This window comes from Effusibacillus consociatus, from assembly GCF_042652925.1.
GTDB lineage: Bacteria > Bacillota > Bacilli > Tumebacillales > Effusibacillaceae > Effusibacillus > Effusibacillus consociatus.
On the sequence record NZ_JBHSHC010000119.1, the window covers coordinates 48776 to 67351 of the forward strand.

Genomic DNA, 18576 nt, shown 5'->3' on the forward strand with positions numbered 1-18576 from the left:
TAAAAACAGTCATACAGAGGGAACAGAGGGAAAAAACGGAGGGGGACCGAGGCAATGAAGAGAATCGGGATTGCAGTGAATCAGAACAAGCCCAGCGCTGTGGATGTCACCGGACAACTGGTTGAACTGCTGGAAGCGAAACGGGTCAGTGTCCTGGTTGACAGCGGTGTTGCCGATCAAATTGGCAGATCTGATCTTGCGATGGATGTCCAACACTTTCCCGGCAAAGTGGATTTGGTTTTTGTTCTTGGCGGAGACGGAACTCTACTGGGAGTGGCAAGACAATTGGCTTTTTTCGATTTGCCGATTCTCGGGATTAATCTTGGTCATCTTGGCTTCCTTTCGGAAGCGGAACCGGATGATCTTCACAGTGCTGTTGATCGGGTACTTAGTGGAGATTTCCATCTGGAGAAACGAATGATGATCGAAGCTGCCATCATTCGTAACGGACAAGTGATTCATAACAGCATTGCGCTGAATGACGTAGGGATAGCCAAAGGTTCTTTCGGCAGAATGGTGACACTGTCCGTTTATGTTGATGATATGTATGTGGACACATACTCAGGGGACGGGTTGATCGTATCGACTCCAACCGGATCTACTGCGTATTCATTATCCTGCGGCGGTCCCATTGTGAGCCCGCATATTAACGTGATTGTTGTAACGCCAATTTGCCCCCATCGTCTTAACTCGCGACCGTTTATTGTTCAAAAGAATCAAGAGATTCGGGTTGAGGTATCCGCTACCCATAACGACATGGGCGTCACGATTGACGGTCAGGTGGGATATAAGGTGGAAGCGAACGACACGATTCTCGTTCGGAAATCTTCCCATTACACCACATTAATAAAGTGGCAGGAACGCGGGTTCTTTGACGTGTTGCGCCAGAAACTGCACGATCCAAACTGAGTCTTCAGGAGGCTGTGACTTACATATGAAAGGGCAACGACTGTTAAAAATAAGGGAATTGATTTCGACCCGTGACATCGAAACCCAGGAGGAACTGGTGGAAAGCTTGCGGGATCTGGGGTACCAAGTCACACAAGCGACGGTGTCCCGGGACATCAAGGAACTTCAGCTTGTAAAAACTCCTACCCCGGATGGTCGTTATAAATATGCTTTGCCTGCAGAACCCACTTATAATCCGGAAGCCAAACTTCGCAGGTTCTTGACCGACAGCTTTGTATCGGTTGACCGGGCCGAAAATCTGATCGTCATGAAAACTCTTCCCGGCAACGCTCATGCGATAGCCGGTCTGATTGACGCATTGAATTGGGATGACGTATTGGGAACGATCGCTGGCGACGATACAATTCTGATCATCGGACGAACCAGGGAACACGCCTCCGTAATCGTGGATCGATTCCTTGCATTTTTATAAGTTGCGAACATTTGTTCTGTGTGATATTATTGGGATAGCAGGTTGGGAATATGGCCCCCGAGGAGTTTTTAATGATGACCCGAATGGCAAGGGGACTGAAAGAGTGGCAAGGGGACTGAAAGAAAGAAAGGGTGATGGTATGTTGCAAGAACTCTACATTCGTAACTTCGCTTTGGTTGATGAAGTTCGTTTGACTCTGGGGCCCGGCCTTAATGTATTAACCGGAGAAACAGGCGCCGGGAAATCGATTTTGATTGATGCCCTCGGATTGGTTCTGGGCGGCCGCTCCTCTTCCGAAATGGTTCGTCAGGGATGCGAGAAAGCGATTATCGAGGCTCTTTTTGCGGGAAAAAGATGTGATCGTCTTGCTGATCTGTTGCAAGAACAGGGCGTTGAATGGGAAGACGACACACTGGTGATTGTTCGCGAAGTGAGTGTATCCGGGAAGACCGTATGCCGGGTCAACGGTCGCATCGTTACCGTGCAGACCTTGCGTCAAATCGGGGCATTTCTGGTCGATCTTGCCGGACAACACGAGCATCAATCCCTGCTTCGAACGGAAGAGCATCTCGCAATGCTCGATCTGTTTGGCGGGGCAGAACTTCAACGTTTAAAACAATCGGTAACCGATACATATGACCAATACAGGAAAGCAAGACGTGCACTGGAGCAAGCTGCCATGGGGGAGCAGGAGAGGGTACAGCGCATGGATATGCTTCGTTTTCAATTGGAAGAGATCCAGACATTAGGGTTAAAACCGGGAGAAGAAGAAGTTCTTGAAGAAGAAAGACGAAAGTTGGCCCACGCAGAGAAACTTTCGGTCACCGCTTCCAATGTGTATGACAGTTTGTACCAGGGTGGAGTGAAACAGGCTTCCATTGTAGAAGTGCTTCATAAACTTGGCACGGAACTCGAAGGAGTTCTGCGTTATGATTCCTCTTTGGAAACAGTCCTCGAACTTATTAAATCTTCTGCTTACCAACTGGAAGAAGCCGCTCATGAAATACGTTCCTATCGTGATTCAATCGAATCGAACCCGGACAAGCTGGGCACGATGGAAGAACGGATCGCAGTCTTAAACCGTTTGCGCCGCAAATATGGGGAATCGGTAGCCGAAATATTATCCTACGGAGAGAAAATCGCCCAAGAATTACACGACCTTGAGAATCACGAACAAAACTTGGCACGACTGCAAAATGAGGTGGACAAGCTGGAACAAACGCTGGCAAAGCAGTCCGTTCAACTTTCTGGCAAGCGCAAAGTGTTCGCGGGAAAATTAGCGAAACGGATTATGGAAGAACTGTCCTCCTTAATGATGCCGCGGACCCAGTTTGAAATCAGTTTTCAGTACCCTCCGGATGAGAAAGGTATTCTTGTCAATGATCAAAGAGTTCATGTGACTCAGCAGGGGATTGATCGAATTGAATTTCTGTTCTCACCCAACACAGGTGAACCTTTACGTCCGTTGGCGAAAATCGCGTCCGGCGGAGAACTGTCGCGTACATTGCTCGCGTTGAAAACGATTTTGTCGGGAGACGGCTTGGAAACCTTAGTATTTGATGAAGTGGATACCGGAATCTCGGGTAGAGCCGCTCAAGCGGTGGCGGAAAAAATGTCGGCGCTAGCTTTATCCAACCAGGTGATTTGCGTGACTCACCTTCCGCAGGTTGCCTGTATGGCAGACAAGCATTTTATGATCCTCAAAAAACAGGAAACAGGACGCTCCCAAACTGTTGTCAATGAATTAAATGAGAAGGAACGGGTAGAAGAATTGGCACGGATGTTATCAGGAGCGGAGTTAACAGATACGACCCGAAAACATGCGGAAGAAATGCTGTTACAAGCGAAAGCTCTAAAGAGTAAAGCCTCCTAAATCAATACCGGGTAAAAATGGCGTTCGGCTGCGGCTGGGAATCCCATTTTTACCCGGATTTTCTTTTTGGCAAATCTGTTCGGAACGGCATAAAAGCACCGTAGAAGGGCAATTTTATATACACATACCCATGGAGCAAAAAAGTCGAATTCGAGGGGGCGTGGCGCAGTTGGCAAACTTTATTCTGAAAAGAGGAATTGGACTTATTCTGGCAAGTCTTGTCGTCGCTCTGTTCAGTTCGACTCCAGTCCATGAATGGGCTGCCACACCCGGTCAAATTCGAGTCCTGGAAGGTCATAGTGCTCTGCTCAAATTAGGACTTCCGGTAAGCGCCACCGTTACCACTTCCAACGCTCAAGTTGCGGCCGTTCATGGACCTCCGGATTCAAGAAACGCATTTAACCTGAAGCAACCGATTCGAATCGATTCTTTCACACAAGGAGATGCGGATGTTAAGGTTAAACTTTTCGGCATCCTGCCGCTTAAATCGGTTCACGTAAGTGTTGTGCCGGATATAAAAGTGGTACCTGGAGGGCAATCCATTGGAGTGAAAATAAAGTCCGACGGGATTATGGTGGTGGGATACAATCTGGTGAAAGATCACAATCGATCCCTCTCACCCGGGGAAGCGGCCAACGTGAAAGTCGGCGATGTGATTACGGCAATTGACGGCCGTGCCGTTCAAGGGGTGGAACAGGCAGCCGACTTAATCAACAAGGCCGGAAAAGAGAAACGGGATATCGAGCTTACGCTGCTGAGATCGAAAAATCATATCAAATTGCGGGTTACACCCACTTGGGACAAAGACTCGGAAACCTACAGAATCGGTTTATATATTCGGGATTCAGCGGCGGGTGTAGGTACCCTGACATTTTTTGCTCCCAAATATAACGTATTCGGTGCTCTCGGGCACGTCATTTCAGACATGGACACCGGACAGCCCATAGCGGTAAAAGAAGGGCAGGTTGTACACTCCAGTGTCACCTCGATTGATAAAGGAGAAAGCGGACAGCCGGGTGAAAAACGCGGCAACATGATTGACGAACATAATGTGCTTGGCACAATCAAAAAGAACTCCGACTTCGGAGTGTTTGGCACCATGAAAAAGACTCCCGACTATGGCAAGACAACCGAACCGATTCCTATTGCTCTGGCGGAACAGGTGAAGGAGGGGCCTGCTACAATTTTAACGGTTGTGGACGGCCAGAAAGTGGAGGAGTACTCGATCGAAATCGTCAATGTGCTCCGGCAAAAATACCCCGCAACCAAGAGCATGGTCATTAAAATTACCGATCCGCGGCTGCTTGAAAAAACCGGCGGAATTATCCAAGGAATGAGTGGAAGTCCGATTCTCCAGGATGGAAAGATTGTTGGAGCGGTAACACACGTATTCGTCAACGATCCGACGCAAGGATACGGAGTTTTCATTGAGTGGATGTTGAATGAGGCCGGGATTCAAACGAAAACTGCATCCGCAAAAGCTTCTTGAGGCACCCGAACTTCGGGTGTTTTCTATTTAGGACTTTAGAACTATTTTCCCAGTTTTTTTCGACAAGAAAGTGACATTTATCCCGGGAATTTATAATATTTATCTAAAAGGATCATTTGTCGAAAAATATTCAAGGTGAAATGTCGGAATATTTTAGTGAGTTTCTGGAAGGATAAGGCCCTGTTTTGTCGAATTCTATTTGCGTGGAAAAGAACGGTCAGAAGGGGGACCTATTGGTGAATCAAATCAAAATTTTGGTCGCGGATGATAACAGGGAATTTGCAGATCTTCTGAAGGAATTTATCTCTGAGCAACGCGACATGGAAGTTGTCGGTATCGCCTACAATGGAAATGAAGTCCTTGAAATGATTGAAACCCACACTCCAGATGTGATAATCCTTGATATTATTATGCCGGTGTTAGACGGAATCGGTGTGTTGGAAAAGATCCAAAACATGAATTTAAAGCCCGAACCGAAAATCATCATGCTTACCGCATTCGGTCAAGAAACGATTACCAAAAGGGCGGTGGAACTGGGAGCATCCTATTATATTCTCAAACCGTTTGACATGGATATCCTGATCAATCGGATCCGTCAAGTAGTTCGGATTCCGAGCGGTTCCAAGCAGCCGCCGATTATGACCCGGGGCAAGAACGTAGATGCTTCGATTACCAATATCATTCATGAAATTGGTGTACCCGCCCATATTAAAGGGTATCACTACCTTCGTGAAGCGATTAATATGGTGTACAAAGATGTCGAAATCTTGGGTTCGATCACCAAGGTTCTGTATCCGAAAATCGCTGACAAATACAACACCACCCCAAGCCGTGTAGAACGTGCAATTCGCCACGCGATTGAAGTGGCATGGGGCCGAGGCAACGTTGATGCCATTCGCTCTGTATTCGGTTACACCGTTAGCGTTGGTAAAGCAAAACCAACCAATAGCGAATTTATCGCGATGGTTGCTGACAAGCTGCGGATCGAGGCGAAGATTTCGTAAACGAATTGCCGCAAGGGACTTCGGCTTTTGGGTAAAGCAACTTAAAACAACTAACACCTTGCATTAGTTGGTTTCCTTTAATCAATTAATGCAGGGTGTTTTTTTGGCCGGCAATTGGTTTGGTCCCTTATTGGTTTTCGAACAGAAAAGAGACCGCGCGTAGACGATCTCTCCCAGAATCCAATTATTTATTCAAATCAGATCTATCGGCCTAAAAAAGTTTTGATGTCTTCCACGTTTGCCTGATGCTCTCTGTAAATCATGCTGGCTACTTCTCCGCGTGTGATGTTGTTTTCCGGTTTGAACGTTCCGTCTGGATAACCGCTAGTAATTCCCCAATCTTTCAGTGCATTTACGGCGGTATGATACCAAGCATCACTTGGTACATCCGTAAAGTAGTTGCTGGCAACAGCTGCACTCCCTACGGTAGATAATGCGAGTGTCAATACCAAAACTTTCTTTTTCATCGAATGTTCCCCCTATTCTCCTCGTTCAGTTCCCCTTTTGACGGCTGGATCCAGACTATAAATAAATTGGACCGTCCACAGCAGACGGTCCCACAGAAACAAAATTTACCCCAAGTCAATCGCAACTGTCTTTAAGATGAATGATCGGTCGGCCCTACCACAATAAATTTGCTAACTTTTTTATTCTCTTTTAATCTATTCAGAGTGTCAAGTAGTTCTTATAATTTACCTATATATGGTTTTTTAGTTGAGTTTTCCAAAAATGAATTAAATGAGGCAAAAATGCATTAGACAATCGCATATGATTGAGAAAAGAGTCAAAAAGTAAATGCCAAGAGCCTACTGACAATTGATTTTTTTGAGTCTCAAAGAGAGATTCCGCTGTATGGCACAATTATTGCTTGGATACAAATGCAAGAGGGAAAGATAATGGAAGAACTTGTCTGATTAAAAGTGGATTTCATGGAAAAGGAGAGGCGAGCGTTTATGAACGTTGCAAGTATCTTATTTCTCTTTTCCTTCCTGGCTGTCCTGGGATATTCCCTGTATGCCTTTTGGAAGGTAATGAGTGCTCGTTACAGATTTATTCAGTTAGGGAACCCGGAGCCAATCGGGGATTGGAATCAGAGAATTCGAGTCGCTGTCCGTCAGGTATTCGGTCATTCCAAAATTTTCAAAGACCGTAAAAGCGGTTTGGCCCATTTGGTGATCTTTTACGGATTTATTATTTTGCAGTTTGGTGCCCTTGAAATTATTGTGAAAGGCTTCATTCCAGGTTTTCATTGGCCGTTAGGTCCGTTTCATCCCTGGTTTGGTTTGTCGCAGGAAATTACGGTCGCTGCAATTTTCCTTTCCGTAGGCTATGCCGCTTACCGGAGGTTTGGAGAAAAGCTGCGCCGGTTAAAACGCGGAGAAAAAACGACGATTCTTTATTGGTTTATCTTTACCCTGATGTTGAGTGTGGTGTTGACACTTGCTTTTGAGAAAATTTGGTTAGGACATGGCGCATCCGTCTACAGTCCCTTTTCCTCCTTCATCGCGGGATTTTTTGCAGGAATTGGCAGCAGTGCCGCATACTGGCTCTTTTATGTATTTTGGTGGGCGCATCTCCTCATTTTGCTTGCTTTCCTGCTTTATGTACCTCAGTCGAAGCACGCCCATCTGTTATTTGCACCATTTAATATCTTGCTTTCCAATATGGGTCCGCCGAGCAAGCCGAGCGTACTGGATTTCTCGGACGAAACGGTTGAAGAGTTTGGGGTAAACAAGGTAGAAGACTTCACCAAGGGGCAACTCCTCGACCTCTATGCCTGTGTGGAGTGCGGCAGGTGCACCAATATGTGTCCCGCCTCGAATACCGGAAAAATGCTGTCCCCGATGCACTTGATGACCAAGATTCGTGACCATTTGAACGAAAAAGCGGAGGCAATGCTTGGTCTGTCACCTTGGGCTCCCGGCAGAATCATGACCGCGCCCGCAGGCATGGTCCATGTTATGACCGAGGTTCCTTTTGCCCACGGAGAACCTGAAGGATTCGAACCCAGTCCTCATTTGCACACCGATATAACGCCCACGATGCATCGCCAGGAAGCGACATGGCAAGTGCAGGAAAGAGATATAAACGAAATTTCGTTAATCGGGGATGTGATTTCCGATCAGGAACTCTGGGCGTGTACAACCTGCCGGAATTGTGAAGATCAGTGCCCGGTCGGCAATGAGCATCTTGGACTCATCTACGGCATGCGCCGTCATCTGGTTATGACACAGGGAAGCATGCCTGCTGAGGTGACACGAACCCTAAACAACATTGAACGTCAAGGAAACCCGTGGGGGATCAATCGAAACGACCGTGTCAAGTGGCGGAACGAGTTTCCCGATCTTACCATTCCTACCGTAGATGAAGTGGACACATTTGAGTATCTTTTCTGGGTGGGGTCCATGGGTTCTTATGATAACCGAAACCGCAAAGTGATCCAATCCTTTGTGAAGATTATGAACGAAGCGGGCATTTCGTTCGCTATACTGGGGAATGAAGAAATGAACTCCGGCGATACTGCTCGCCGTGTCGGGAACGAGTTTCTATTCCAGGAACTGGCCCAACAAAATATTGAAATCTTTAAGGAGTACGGTGTAAAGAAGATCGTTACATGTGACCCGCACGCGTTCAATTCATTCAAAAATGACTATCCGGACTTTGGTCTCGAAGCGGAGGTCTATCACCATACGCAATTGGTCGATCGGTGGATCAAGGAAGAACGTATCAAGTTAGGCAACCGGGTTGAAGAACGGGTGGTCTATCACGATTCCTGTTATTTGGGCCGGTACAATGGCATCTATGATGCTCCTCGCAATATATTGAATGCGATTCCGGGTGTTGAATTGGTTGAAATGGAGCGCAATAAAGAAGACAGCATGTGCTGTGGAGCCGGGGGCGGCAGAATGTGGATCGAGGAGCATGAGGGTGTCCGCGTAAATGCAAAACGTGTCGAACAGGCTCTCGATGGGAAACCTTCCGTGATCGGAAGCAACTGCCCGTATTGTCTAATAATGATGGGGGATGGGATCAAACAGTTCGATGCCGATGAACAGGTTCGTGCACTTGATCTGGCAGAACTTGTTGAGATGTCCTTAATTAAAAAATCCACCTAAAAGCTAAAACAGTCAGTTTGTATTAGTGAATTTAGAAATTTTAAAAATGTAAGGGTTTACATTTTTAAAAAGGTTGTCTATAATCAAGACAATAAGTGAATAGATCTAGCTGTGAGAATATGAGAACAGCCGATATCTGAAGAGGAACCCCTTTTCCGTGGATGATATTGGCTGTTTTTTGTTTGTCTGAAAGGGGGTGGCAGTGGGCGCCATCAGTGGAGCTCATTTAAACCCGGCCGTGACAATCGGACTGGCTTCAATCGGAAAATTCCCGTGGAAACAGGTTCCTACTTATATTCTCGGACAAATGATTGGAGCATTCCTGGGGGCTGTTCTGGTGTGGCTGCACTATCTGCCGCATTGGGGTCAGACGGAAGAAAAAGATCTGAAATTGGCAGTCTTCTGTACAGGGCCAGCGATCCGCAGCACAGGAGCCAATCTGATTAGTGAAATCTTTGGTACTTTTATTTTGGTATTGGCGATCTTGGCTATCGGTGCTAACAAATTCACAGAAGGTCTGAATCCATTGATCGTAGGGTTTTTGATTGTAGCAATCGGTCTTTCTTTAGGCGGAACAACTGGATATGCCATCAATCCGGCGCGTGATCTTGGACCGCGAATTGCACACCTTGTACTCCCGATAGCAGGGAAAGGACATTCTGACTGGGGCTATGCTTGGATCCCAGTCGCAGGTCCAATCATCGGTGGTGTTTTAGGAGCACTTTTCTACGTGGCTGCTTTTGGTGCCTAAATCTTTAACCTAAGGGGGAATTACAATGGAGAAACAATACGTATTGGCACTTGATCAAGGAACCACCAGTTCTCGAGCGATTTTATTTAACAAAGCAGGGAATATTGTGGGGATTGCGCAAAAGGAATTTACGCAGATCTATCCAAAAGCAGGCTGGGTAGAACATGATCCGATGGAAATCTGGGGAACGCACGCGGGAAGTTTTGGAGACTACCGGGATTTGGCCGCAAGAGGTAGTTGCGATCGGAATCACGAACCAAAGAGAAACGACGATCGTTTGGGATAAAACCACGGGGAAACCGATCCATAACGCGATCGTCTGGCAGGATCGCAGAGCAGCAGGGATTTGTGATCAATTGAAGGACAAAGGGTTTGAGCCCTACATCCGCGATAATACAGGCCTTGTAGTGGACGCGTATTTCTCGGGAACCAGAGTAAAATGGATTCTTGACAACGTTGAGGGTGCCAGGGAAAAAGCGGCGAGAGGCGAGTTACTGTTTGGAACGGTCGATACATGGTTGATCTGGAATTTAACCAGGGGCAAAGTCCACGTGACCGATTACTCGAATGCTTCGAGGACGATGCTCTATAACATTAAAGAACTCAAATGGGATGAGAAAATGTTGAATGAGCTTGGCATTCCCGCTTCCATGCTGCCGGAGGTCAAGCCATCAAGTGAGGTTTATGGCGTTACCCATCCCGAAACCTTTGGTGGGGCAGAAATCCCAATTTCCGGGGTGGCAGGCGACCAACAAGCAGCGCTATTCGGACAAACCTGTTTTGAACCAGGAAAGGCTAAGAACACATATGGAACCGGTTGTTTCATGCTGATGAATACGGGTGAGAAGCTGATTGCTTCCAAATCAGGCTTACTTACAACAATTGCTTTGGGTTTGGACGGTAAAGTGGAATATGCACTGGAAGGAAGTATTTTTATTGCCGGTGCGGCGATCCAGTGGCTGCGGGACGGACTAAAAATAATCGGTTCGGCGCCTGACTCCGAGTACTATGCGGGTAAGGTGAAGGATACTGACGGGGTTTATGTCGTTCCGGCCTTTGCAGGACTTGGAGCTCCTTACTGGGATATGTATGCGCGAGGCGCTATTTTTGGATTAACAAGAGGTACCACCAAAGAACACATTATCAGAGCTACTTTAGACTCTCTGGCTTATCAAACGAAAGATGTCTGGGTGCAATGGAAAGCGATTCAGGAATTCGTCTGCAAGCTTTGCGGGTAAATGGTGGAGCAGTTGCGAATAACCTGTTGATGCAATTCCAAGCTGACATTTTGGGAGTCAAAGTGGAACGTCCGAAAGTAACAGAAACAACTGCTCTCGGTGCAGCCTATCTGGCGGGAATATCCGTCGGGTTCTGGAAGAAAGAAGAGTTGGCCAAGAATTCTCAATTGGACGCAGACTTTGAACCCCGTATGGATGAAGAAAAACAAGAAGCAAGCTTTATAAAGGGTGGAAAAAAGCGGTGAAGCGCACAATGAATTGGGAAAAAGACGAGGAATAGAAAGAATCACATAGCAGGTAAGGTCTGAGAAATTGAGAGACCGCATCATTGGAACTGTTAACTAAAAGACGGATTCCCTTGTTGGGGTCTTTCTTTATATCGGTACGTTTGAAAGGAGACGGCAATTTGTCGGAGATATTAAAAAGCCTGTTGGCTGTTGCCCAAATTTTGAATAAGGGTCTTGTCATTGATTGTATGGTTGTGATTACGGACACGGAGAAATATTTAGCCTATTATCCGGCTACTGCGTTCGATCTAAAGATCCAAGTTGGTCATCCTTTGCGACCGGGTGGGATTAACTATACGGCCGTACATGAAGGTAGACAAGTAATCAAGAGAGTTTCCCGGGATGTATACGGTGTTCCCTACATTGCTTCCGGTTTCCCGATTGTGGAGAATGGACAAGTTGTAGGCTGTCTGTCAACCGGTATGTCAATTGACTTGGAAGAACGGATCGAAAGTATGGCCAATCAACTTAATGAGGCAGTCGAGAGCATTGCGGGAAATGTCGAAAACCTTGCCAAGAGTTCGCAAGAACTTGCCTGTACGAGTCAACAAGTAAACGCATCTGCCAGTTTAGTCCAAACCAGAATCGAAGAAACCTCAGAAATGAGTGAATTGATTAAAAAGATTTCAAGTCAGATCAATATACTTGGTATCAATGCGGCAATTGAGGCTGCACGAGCAGGTGTGCACGGACGCGGGTTTTCCATCGTTGCAGAAGAAATTCGACGGCTGTCGGATACTACTTCCCATTCAACTAAAAATATTACACAGCTCTTAAATGAGATGAATCAGCGGATTTCAATGGTCGTAAGGGAGATGGAAAAGACAACAAATTATACGATTGAACAATCCACGGGTGTGCAGGAGCTGTTCTCCGTCATCCAGCTGCTCAAAAACATGACCCTGGAACTGAGCGATATAGCGAGAACAGATACTCGAATCGAATCTTAATTCCCGCTAAGTCTTAAAATCGCACCATTGGCATATAAATGTTGGGAAATTCCATCGAAGGATGTGAAATCCCTTGCAAGTTTATATTGCTCTTGACGGAGAGACCTTAAGAATCATCGCTTCAAAACTCCGTATTGAATTAGAGCAGCTAATGTCCCTCAACCCGGATATTACCGACCCTGATAGGACAATTGCAGGACAAAGAGTGAATTATCTAAATCTAACCGATATTCCTGTTTGCTTTCCCCCGCCTCCAACGACCGATCAGAAGCACTGGATCCCACTTACTCCATTAGAGGAAATGGAAAAAACAGATTATGATGTGCTGATTGTGGGAACCGGGGCGGGAGGAGGAGCTGCGCTCTGGAGATTATGTGATAAGTGGGCAAGAAGCGGCAGACGGATAGGGGTGGTCGAACAAGGGGATCTGTTGCTGCCAACCCATTCATTTAATGTTGCAACCATGAATGCACAACGGAAGCATAATTTTTTCTGGAATAACGTGAAACCACTGGGAAAATTCCTTCCTGACTTTCCGGGGGCCATGCAGCTATTTGCTTTAGGGGGAAGAACCTTGTTCTGGTGGGCGGTTACCCCCCGCATGCACCCGGTCGATATTGCTCAGTGGCCTGTTACCTTTGATGAGATGGAACCCTATTATAATATTGCTGAAGGGGTTCTGAACGTTTCGAGACTCTATTCGCAAGGTTCTAAGGTAACGGAAATATTGCTGACTCGCCTTCGGGAAAGGAGTTTTCCAGACGTAATAGAACAGCCGATGGCTGTTGATCTGTCGGAAACGAAATTTGGGCAACTCCGTGCAAACCCATTTTTCAGTTCCATCGTGTTCCTTGCCACAGCTTTAAACCGTCACCCCTTTGATCTTGCGGTTCAAGCACGGGCAACCCGGGTGCTATCTGAACATGGGCGAGCAGTCGGGATCGAGGTCATGACCCCTGAAATGAAGTCTTATGTGCTCAGAGCAAGGACCGTTGTGTTGTCGGGAAGCACATGGGAAACGCCACGTTTGCTGCTTTATTCCGGAATCGAAGGCAGAGCGATCGGGCAGTATTTAATGAATCACTCCAAAATCTTTGCAAGAGCAAAAGTGAAGCGTACCGATTTTCCTGAGGTATTGGGGACGCTCAGTATTTTGATCCCCCGTGCAGACAATCGTCCCTATCAGATCCAAATCATGGGCCCGCACTTCGAAAGATTTTACTGGCATCAGCCTTATGATGTAGAACCCCTGTTACCGGAAGTGGGTTTTGAAATCCATTCATTCGGTGTTGTTGAGCCGCGGTATGAAAACAGGATGTTCCTTGACCCCACTAGAGCGGATGCATATGGGGTTCCGGAAATACAAGTGAATTTCTCCTATAGTGAAAGGGACAAAGCAGTGATTCGTGAGCTTGCTGATGCGGTAAAACAAGCTGTTCACGACATGGGAGCATCGTTTGTTTTGAACAACGGGGAACCTGATCTTTGCTTAAGGGTTCCGGGAGACGATACACATGAAGTTGGTACTTGTCGCATGGGGGATGATCCTTCTACATCCGCAACAAACCGTTTTGGTCAAATCCATGGTATACCAAATCTCTATGTGGCCGACAACAGCGTGCTGCCTACCAGCGGAGCTGCAAATCCAACATTGACAACGATTGCCCTGGCGATTCGGACGGCGGATCATATTATCCATCAGTTGAGATAGCTGCCAATGAAAAAATTAGAGGGAACCGAAAAAACTTCCATTTGAAAATGGTATGCCATTCGGGAAAGTTTTGGTTATGGGACTGGTTGCTAGATGGTGTCCTCTTGATCCTCCTGTTTCCAATATCCCTCGTAATCGAAGTACTCCTGGCTGATTTGCTTTAAATCCCGCAGTTTCTCAATCAGCCCGTCAATGTCACAGGTATGAATCGTATCGGTAAGTTTGGTGCCTTCTTCCGTCTTTGAATGAAGGTGAATTTCCATACACCCGTCCCATCTGACATTTGCATCAAACCAGCCGTCCGGGTCATGCAGCTCAATCGCAACGGTTTGTCCATTATCTCCCAAATGTTGATTCGTTACCTGCCATAGCTGGAAGTTCAGTCCGCGCATATGCTCACCCCATCCACATTTTCCCCAAAATCAGCAATAATACTCGATCACTGGCCTTCCATCTTCCTTTGCGCCTGCAAATAGACATCGAGAGGTACTATTTGGTATCCTTTCCGCTGCAGATCGTCCAAAATCAGTGGAAGAGACTGAACGGTAAGCGTCCGGTCAAGCTCTCCGTCATGCGCGAGCAGGATCCCTCCGTTTCGCTCATCTATCAATTTCATTACTCTTTGTCTGACCTCTTCGGGTGTCTTTGTGCTGTGGTTTTCTACACAAACATTCCATAACACCATTTCTTTATTCATCTCTTCGACTGTGTCAGTGATGGCGGAACTCACTTCGCCACGCGGCGGGCGGAAGTAATGCGGAGTTGGAGTGCCCGGACCCAGAACGGTCAGGAGAGCCGTGTCGGTCTCCGACAGTTCCTTATACACCTCATCCCGTTTCAAATCTTCAAGGTGCGGATGAGTGAACGAGTGGTTGGCCACTTGATGACCGTTTTTCACGATTTCTCTTGTCAGATCCGGATGCTGTAACACATGCTCTCCAATCAGAAAAAATGTTCCGGTCAAATGTCGTTCCTTCAGCATTTGCAGGATAGCGGGCGTAAAGCGGGGGTCGGGCCCGTCGTCAAAAGTTAATGCGACCATTTTGTCGGGTATATGCGCTAAGGTGGATTGTGCATGAGGCGTTCGTTGTACGAGAAACAGCAGTACGGCGGCGACAAAAAGCAAACAGGCGAATAACGGCCACTTTTTCATAACGAACTTCCTCTCTGAAATTAATGGTTTTAATTTCACTTTACTTTTTACATAACAAAGCCGGCAAGCTGCAAAATTTGCCTGCAGCAAAAAGCCCACCTTGCTTGAAGGTGAGCTTTCGTCTGCTGTTTTATCGTTGTTTTTTCTTCTTGTAAAGTCCATAGAGAATATAAGCAATGGTCAGAAGAATTGCCCCATAAATTACGGGTTGGACATAAGGCTTCGCAATTTCGTTAATTTGTTTCCAATTGCTCCCCAGTTCTTTTCCCAAGTAAAGAAAAAAGATGGACCAGGGGATCACAGCGAGAGTGGTATAGCCGATAAATTTGATAAATGACATCTTTGCGATGCCGGCGGGTATTGAGATAGCATGCCGGACAACCGGTATGAAGCGGGCTGTAAAAATCACCCCGGAACCGTATCGGTTAAACCAATTTTCTGCCATGTCGATATGTTTCTTATGTATGAGGATATACTTTCCGTACTTCTCCAAAAACGGTCTTCCCCCATAATATCCCATCCAGTAGAGGAACAGCTGGGCCAGTACACCGCCGATTGTTCCGGCAATCACCGCACCCAAAAAAGAAATCTTTCCTTGTGACACCATGAAACCGCCGTAGGCTAACACGATTTCACTTGGAATAATTTCGATCATCAGACCAATTGCAATTCCAAGGTACCCTAAGTCTGTCAACGTGGTTAAGACAGTGTAAATGAATTCTTTCATTCTCTCCTCTTTTCATCCTCTCAATTATTGGCAAGGATTTTCTTTACTGCTCAGGTGCGATTTTGAAAATACTACACCCAGAAGTACTCCTCTAAGTGATTGTACTCACAATCCTTGTAAGTTGTCTACTGCTTTCGCTTGGATTCGCCGATAGGAGGAATTTGATGCGGGACGGGCTGATCTCAAAAGAACATCTGATTCTGATCATCACCGCCATCATAACGGGAACGTTGGCGAGATTCCTGACTTTGAAAGAGGACTACCGCCAGTACCCGACCTACCCGAACGGGTATCTGATCCATTTGCTGACTGGATTTGTCGCGGCTTCTCTGGGAGCGGTTGCGGTTCCGGCGATTATGACGAAAAATTTTATTGCGGTAACGTTTCTTTCACTTGCGATTCAGCAATTTCGCGATGTGCGAAAAATGGAGCGGGGAAGTTTGAAAGATCTGGAAAATACAGAGTTCACACAGCGTGGGGACGCGTACATAGACGGGATTGCAAAGACATTTGAAGCCCGGAACTATTTTGCGTTGGTAGTGGCTCTTTTTACAGGAATAGGGTTTCAAGTCAGTCGAAATTGGGTGGATCATATCGTCTGGCAAGCAGTAATTGGGACGGGTATGGGGGCTTTGGTATTTTTCTTCATCACCGGTTTTACCAAGGGACAGACAGTCGGGGATATTGCCGACGTTATACCTGCCAAAATTCAAATGAAGAACAACCAGTTATATGTGGAGGATATATTCGTGAGCAACCTGGTCGGAACGAAAGATGTGCAGAATTTCGTCGAAAAAGAGGGGGTGGCCGTATTGATCCGGCCCCATCACGAACTGTACCGAATCAGTTTGGAAGTAAACCTGTTTCGAGGAGATGTGTCGTAATGCGGCGCGATGCAACGAATCCGAATTATCAAATCCTGTCGATCGTTACGCCTGACGAATCAATCGTAAAGAACGGGAAGGCCACCATGTTTATCTGCAAGGATGAGCAGGAACAGGAAATTCTGGTCAAGGAAGTGGCAAATGCTTTACGCGGTGACGTTGCCAGGCTGTCAAACGGTGTTTATTTGGTTGTCAGAGCGTAACAGAGCAGTGCGCGAAAGATTCATCTTGGTGTATACTATGTATAAGGGCAAAAACTGAATGGAGGAATCGGGGTGCTGAATAACTCTATGGCTGAGCTTGGGTGTGATCGACCTGAAATCATTCTTAAGCTCGCCCGGAACCAAATTCCCGCCGGGGAAACGCTTTTAGGCAGCTTTTTATTCTGGCGGGAGTTCATGGAGCGCACTGACACTGCCATTGAAGTTGAATTTGTGTTAAAGGCTCAGCTGAATGACGAAGTAATCGAAGAAAAAATCGACGAGTTTCAGACCGAGAAACCATGGACTTCCGAAGATGGTCAGATTGTGGAGTTCAGTTTTTCGTATGAGATTCCCCAGTGGCTTCCTGTCTCCACGCACGCCATTCGCTACTATGTGCGACCGAAGCTGTCTTTGAATGAGCCGACACGTTCAGCAGAAGAGTTTTTAAACCTCGAAGCGATTATTGTTCAGCCGAATCAGGATCAAGTGCGTGTTCTACAAGCGCTTCATAAGCTGGGATTTCAAGAAAAATTGGATTCTCGCTACTGGAATGGAAGGTATCAAGAGTTTGACTTTACGGCGGGAAAAGAATCAAGCTTTGGTATCAGGGAGTTGACAGTCTTGTTCCATCCGGAACAGGACAGTACACAAGTGCACCTTTATCCGGACCAACGTGAACCGATCAGCTTTACACTGCCTGAGAACCAGGATCTGGTTGCTTCCCTCGGGAAAGTGTTCTTGCATCGATAAAATATATGCAGCAAGCGAAAGACCTGTTGAGGTCTTTCTTTTTTGTTGTTTCTCTCCCTATGCCCAGTCCCGAGCGAAAATCCCGGGTGCACCTCCTGTGTGCCAAAAGAGTACGCGATCGGTCGGCTGTATGGTTCCTTTTTTTACATAGTCGAGCAATGCCGCCATTGTCTTGCCCGTGTAAACTTGATCCAAAAAGATGCCTTCCGTCTTGGCGATCAATCGGACCGCTTCCAAACACTCGGGCGTTGTAATGCCGTATCCTCTTCCGAGGTAGTGGTCGTCAATTTGGATATCCGGTCGATTTCCCTTCGGAAATACAGGCAGCAGTTCATTTGCTTGGTCCATGCAGGATGCAACCAGAACTTTGCTTTTTTCTTTTAAAAGCCAAGTACTCACGCCAATCAGTTTCTCACATGAATCGATATCGTTCTGAACCGATTGCTGCCCCAATAATAACCCTGCATGGGTCCCGCCTGAACCGGTTGTAACAAAGATCCAATCGAATTGTAAACCGTGAGCTTGCGCTTGCCGGGAATATTCTTTGTAAGCATCGATGTATCCCAGTGTTCCTAACCCGTTTGAACCCCCAACCGGAATCAGATAAGGGTTGCGTGCTTGCTGCCGCAGCTCTTCGCAAACTTTGTTCAGGGCAGCAGACTGGTCTTCCGGAGTAAAGGATCCGCTGAAGACCAAACGGGCACCCAATAACTCATTCATCAACAGGTTTGCTTTTCGGGTTCCGGGGTCACGGCCGGCAAATACAAGGATCGGTTCGAGTCCCAAACGGACTGCCAGCGCTGCAGCAGCTCGCGCGTGGTTGGATTGGGGACCGCCGGTGGTCACAATGCAGTCAGCCCTTTGTTCCAAAGCATCCGCCAAAAGGTACTCCAATTTGCGGACTTTGTTTCCTGCAGTGGCGATGCATCCGGTCATGTCATCCCGTTTGATCCACACCTCTCTCCCGATAATTTCGGACAGCCTAACCAAAGGCTGCAAGGGTGTAGGGGTGAGGGCGAACGAAAGGGGATCTGGGTACAAGTGAGCAGACATGGAATC

The 18576-nt window shown here is 46.8% G+C and carries 16 protein-coding genes and 2 pseudogenes; 13 read left to right on the forward strand and 5 right to left on the reverse strand.

Going from position 1 to position 18576, the window contains the following annotated elements:
• Positions 1–54: 54 nt before the first annotated feature.
• The 5 genes from ACFO8Q_RS17560 to spo0A all read left to right on the forward strand — a co-directional run bounded on the left by ACFO8Q_RS17560 (position 55) and on the right by spo0A (position 5747).
• Complete coding sequence (locus tag ACFO8Q_RS17560; protein WP_380027372.1) at positions 55–909, forward strand: NAD(+)/NADH kinase; 855 nt, start codon at positions 55–57, stop codon at positions 907–909.
• A 25-nt stretch (positions 910–934) separates the two neighbouring features.
• Positions 935–1381 carry a transcriptional regulator AhrC/ArgR gene (ahrC, locus tag ACFO8Q_RS17565; RefSeq protein ID WP_380027374.1) on the forward strand — a complete coding sequence of 149 codons (447 nt, stop codon included), beginning with the start codon at positions 935–937 and terminating at the stop codon, positions 1379–1381.
• Positions 1382–1484: 103 nt separating this feature from the next.
• Complete coding sequence (gene recN / locus ACFO8Q_RS17570; protein WP_380027376.1) at positions 1485–3254, forward strand: DNA repair protein RecN; 1770 nt, start codon at positions 1485–1487, stop codon at positions 3252–3254.
• Positions 3255–3423: 169 nt separating this feature from the next.
• The gene (gene spoIVB, locus ACFO8Q_RS17575; RefSeq protein ID WP_380027378.1) at positions 3424–4743 is read left to right on the forward strand and encodes a SpoIVB peptidase; all 1320 of its coding nucleotides are present in this window, start codon (positions 3424–3426) and stop codon (positions 4741–4743) included.
• Between the two features lie 236 nt (positions 4744–4979).
• The gene (gene spo0A, locus ACFO8Q_RS17580) at positions 4980–5747 is read left to right on the forward strand and encodes a sporulation transcription factor Spo0A (protein WP_380027380.1); all 768 of its coding nucleotides are present in this window, start codon (positions 4980–4982) and stop codon (positions 5745–5747) included.
• A 203-nt stretch (positions 5748–5950) separates the two neighbouring features.
• On the opposite strand, the gene ACFO8Q_RS17585 is transcribed toward spo0A, so the two are convergent.
• On the reverse strand, positions 5951–6214 hold the full coding sequence (locus tag ACFO8Q_RS17585) for an S-layer homology domain-containing protein (RefSeq protein WP_380027382.1): 264 nt from the start codon (positions 6212–6214) through the stop codon (positions 5951–5953).
• Positions 6215–6700: 486 nt separating this feature from the next.
• Between ACFO8Q_RS17585 and ACFO8Q_RS17590 the strand changes: the two genes are divergently transcribed.
• The 5 genes and pseudogenes from ACFO8Q_RS17590 (at position 6701) to ACFO8Q_RS17610 (ending at position 13800) form a co-directional block, all read left to right on the forward strand.
• The gene (locus ACFO8Q_RS17590) at positions 6701–8863 is read left to right on the forward strand and encodes a (Fe-S)-binding protein (protein WP_380027384.1); all 2163 of its coding nucleotides are present in this window, start codon (positions 6701–6703) and stop codon (positions 8861–8863) included.
• 199 nt (positions 8864–9062) lie between these two features.
• A pseudogene (locus ACFO8Q_RS17595) lies at positions 9063–9614 on the forward strand (MIP/aquaporin family protein); the annotation flags it as partial.
• Between the two features lie 25 nt (positions 9615–9639).
• Positions 9640–11132, forward strand: a pseudogene (gene glpK / locus ACFO8Q_RS17600) (glycerol kinase GlpK).
• Between the two features lie 126 nt (positions 11133–11258).
• Complete coding sequence (locus ACFO8Q_RS17605) at positions 11259–12089, forward strand: methyl-accepting chemotaxis protein (RefSeq protein WP_380027386.1); 831 nt, start codon at positions 11259–11261, stop codon at positions 12087–12089.
• A gap of 73 nt (positions 12090–12162) precedes the next feature.
• Positions 12163–13800: a GMC oxidoreductase gene (locus tag ACFO8Q_RS17610; protein WP_380027388.1), complete on the forward strand. Its 1638-nt coding sequence runs from the start codon at positions 12163–12165 to the stop codon at positions 13798–13800.
• An 89-nt stretch (positions 13801–13889) separates the two neighbouring features.
• Here the strand turns inward: ACFO8Q_RS17610 and ACFO8Q_RS17615 are convergent, their stop codons facing one another.
• The 3 genes from ACFO8Q_RS17615 to uptA all read right to left on the reverse strand — a co-directional run bounded on the left by ACFO8Q_RS17615 (position 13890) and on the right by uptA (position 15680).
• The gene (locus ACFO8Q_RS17615) at positions 13890–14192 is read right to left on the reverse strand and encodes a hypothetical protein (RefSeq protein WP_380027390.1); all 303 of its coding nucleotides are present in this window, start codon (positions 14190–14192) and stop codon (positions 13890–13892) included.
• A 47-nt stretch (positions 14193–14239) separates the two neighbouring features.
• Entirely contained in the window at positions 14240–14953 is a 714-nt protein-coding gene (locus tag ACFO8Q_RS17620) for a polysaccharide deacetylase family protein (RefSeq protein WP_380027392.1), read from the reverse strand.
• Between the two features lie 130 nt (positions 14954–15083).
• Positions 15084–15680: an undecaprenyl phosphate transporter UptA gene (gene uptA / locus ACFO8Q_RS17625; RefSeq protein WP_380027394.1), complete on the reverse strand. Its 597-nt coding sequence runs from the start codon at positions 15678–15680 to the stop codon at positions 15084–15086.
• 164 nt (positions 15681–15844) lie between these two features.
• On the opposite strand from uptA, the gene ACFO8Q_RS17630 reads away from it, so the two are divergent.
• The 3 genes from ACFO8Q_RS17630 (at position 15845) to ACFO8Q_RS17640 (ending at position 17517) form a co-directional block, all read left to right on the forward strand.
• Positions 15845–16564 carry a YIEGIA domain-containing protein gene (locus ACFO8Q_RS17630; RefSeq protein WP_380027396.1) on the forward strand — a complete coding sequence of 240 codons (720 nt, stop codon included), beginning with the start codon at positions 15845–15847 and terminating at the stop codon, positions 16562–16564.
• Positions 16564–16767: a capping complex subunit for YIEGIA gene (locus ACFO8Q_RS17635; protein WP_380027398.1), complete on the forward strand. Its 204-nt coding sequence runs from the start codon at positions 16564–16566 to the stop codon at positions 16765–16767. The genes ACFO8Q_RS17630 and ACFO8Q_RS17635 overlap by 1 nt, the downstream gene beginning before the upstream one ends.
• Before the next feature lie 72 nt (positions 16768–16839).
• Complete coding sequence (locus ACFO8Q_RS17640; protein WP_380027400.1) at positions 16840–17517, forward strand: sporulation protein; 678 nt, start codon at positions 16840–16842, stop codon at positions 17515–17517.
• Positions 17518–17574: 57 nt separating this feature from the next.
• On the opposite strand, the gene ACFO8Q_RS17645 is transcribed toward ACFO8Q_RS17640, so the two are convergent.
• Positions 17575–18570: a D-cysteine desulfhydrase family protein gene (locus tag ACFO8Q_RS17645; RefSeq protein ID WP_380027403.1), complete on the reverse strand. Its 996-nt coding sequence runs from the start codon at positions 18568–18570 to the stop codon at positions 17575–17577.
• Between the last annotated feature and the right edge of the window lie 6 nt (positions 18571–18576).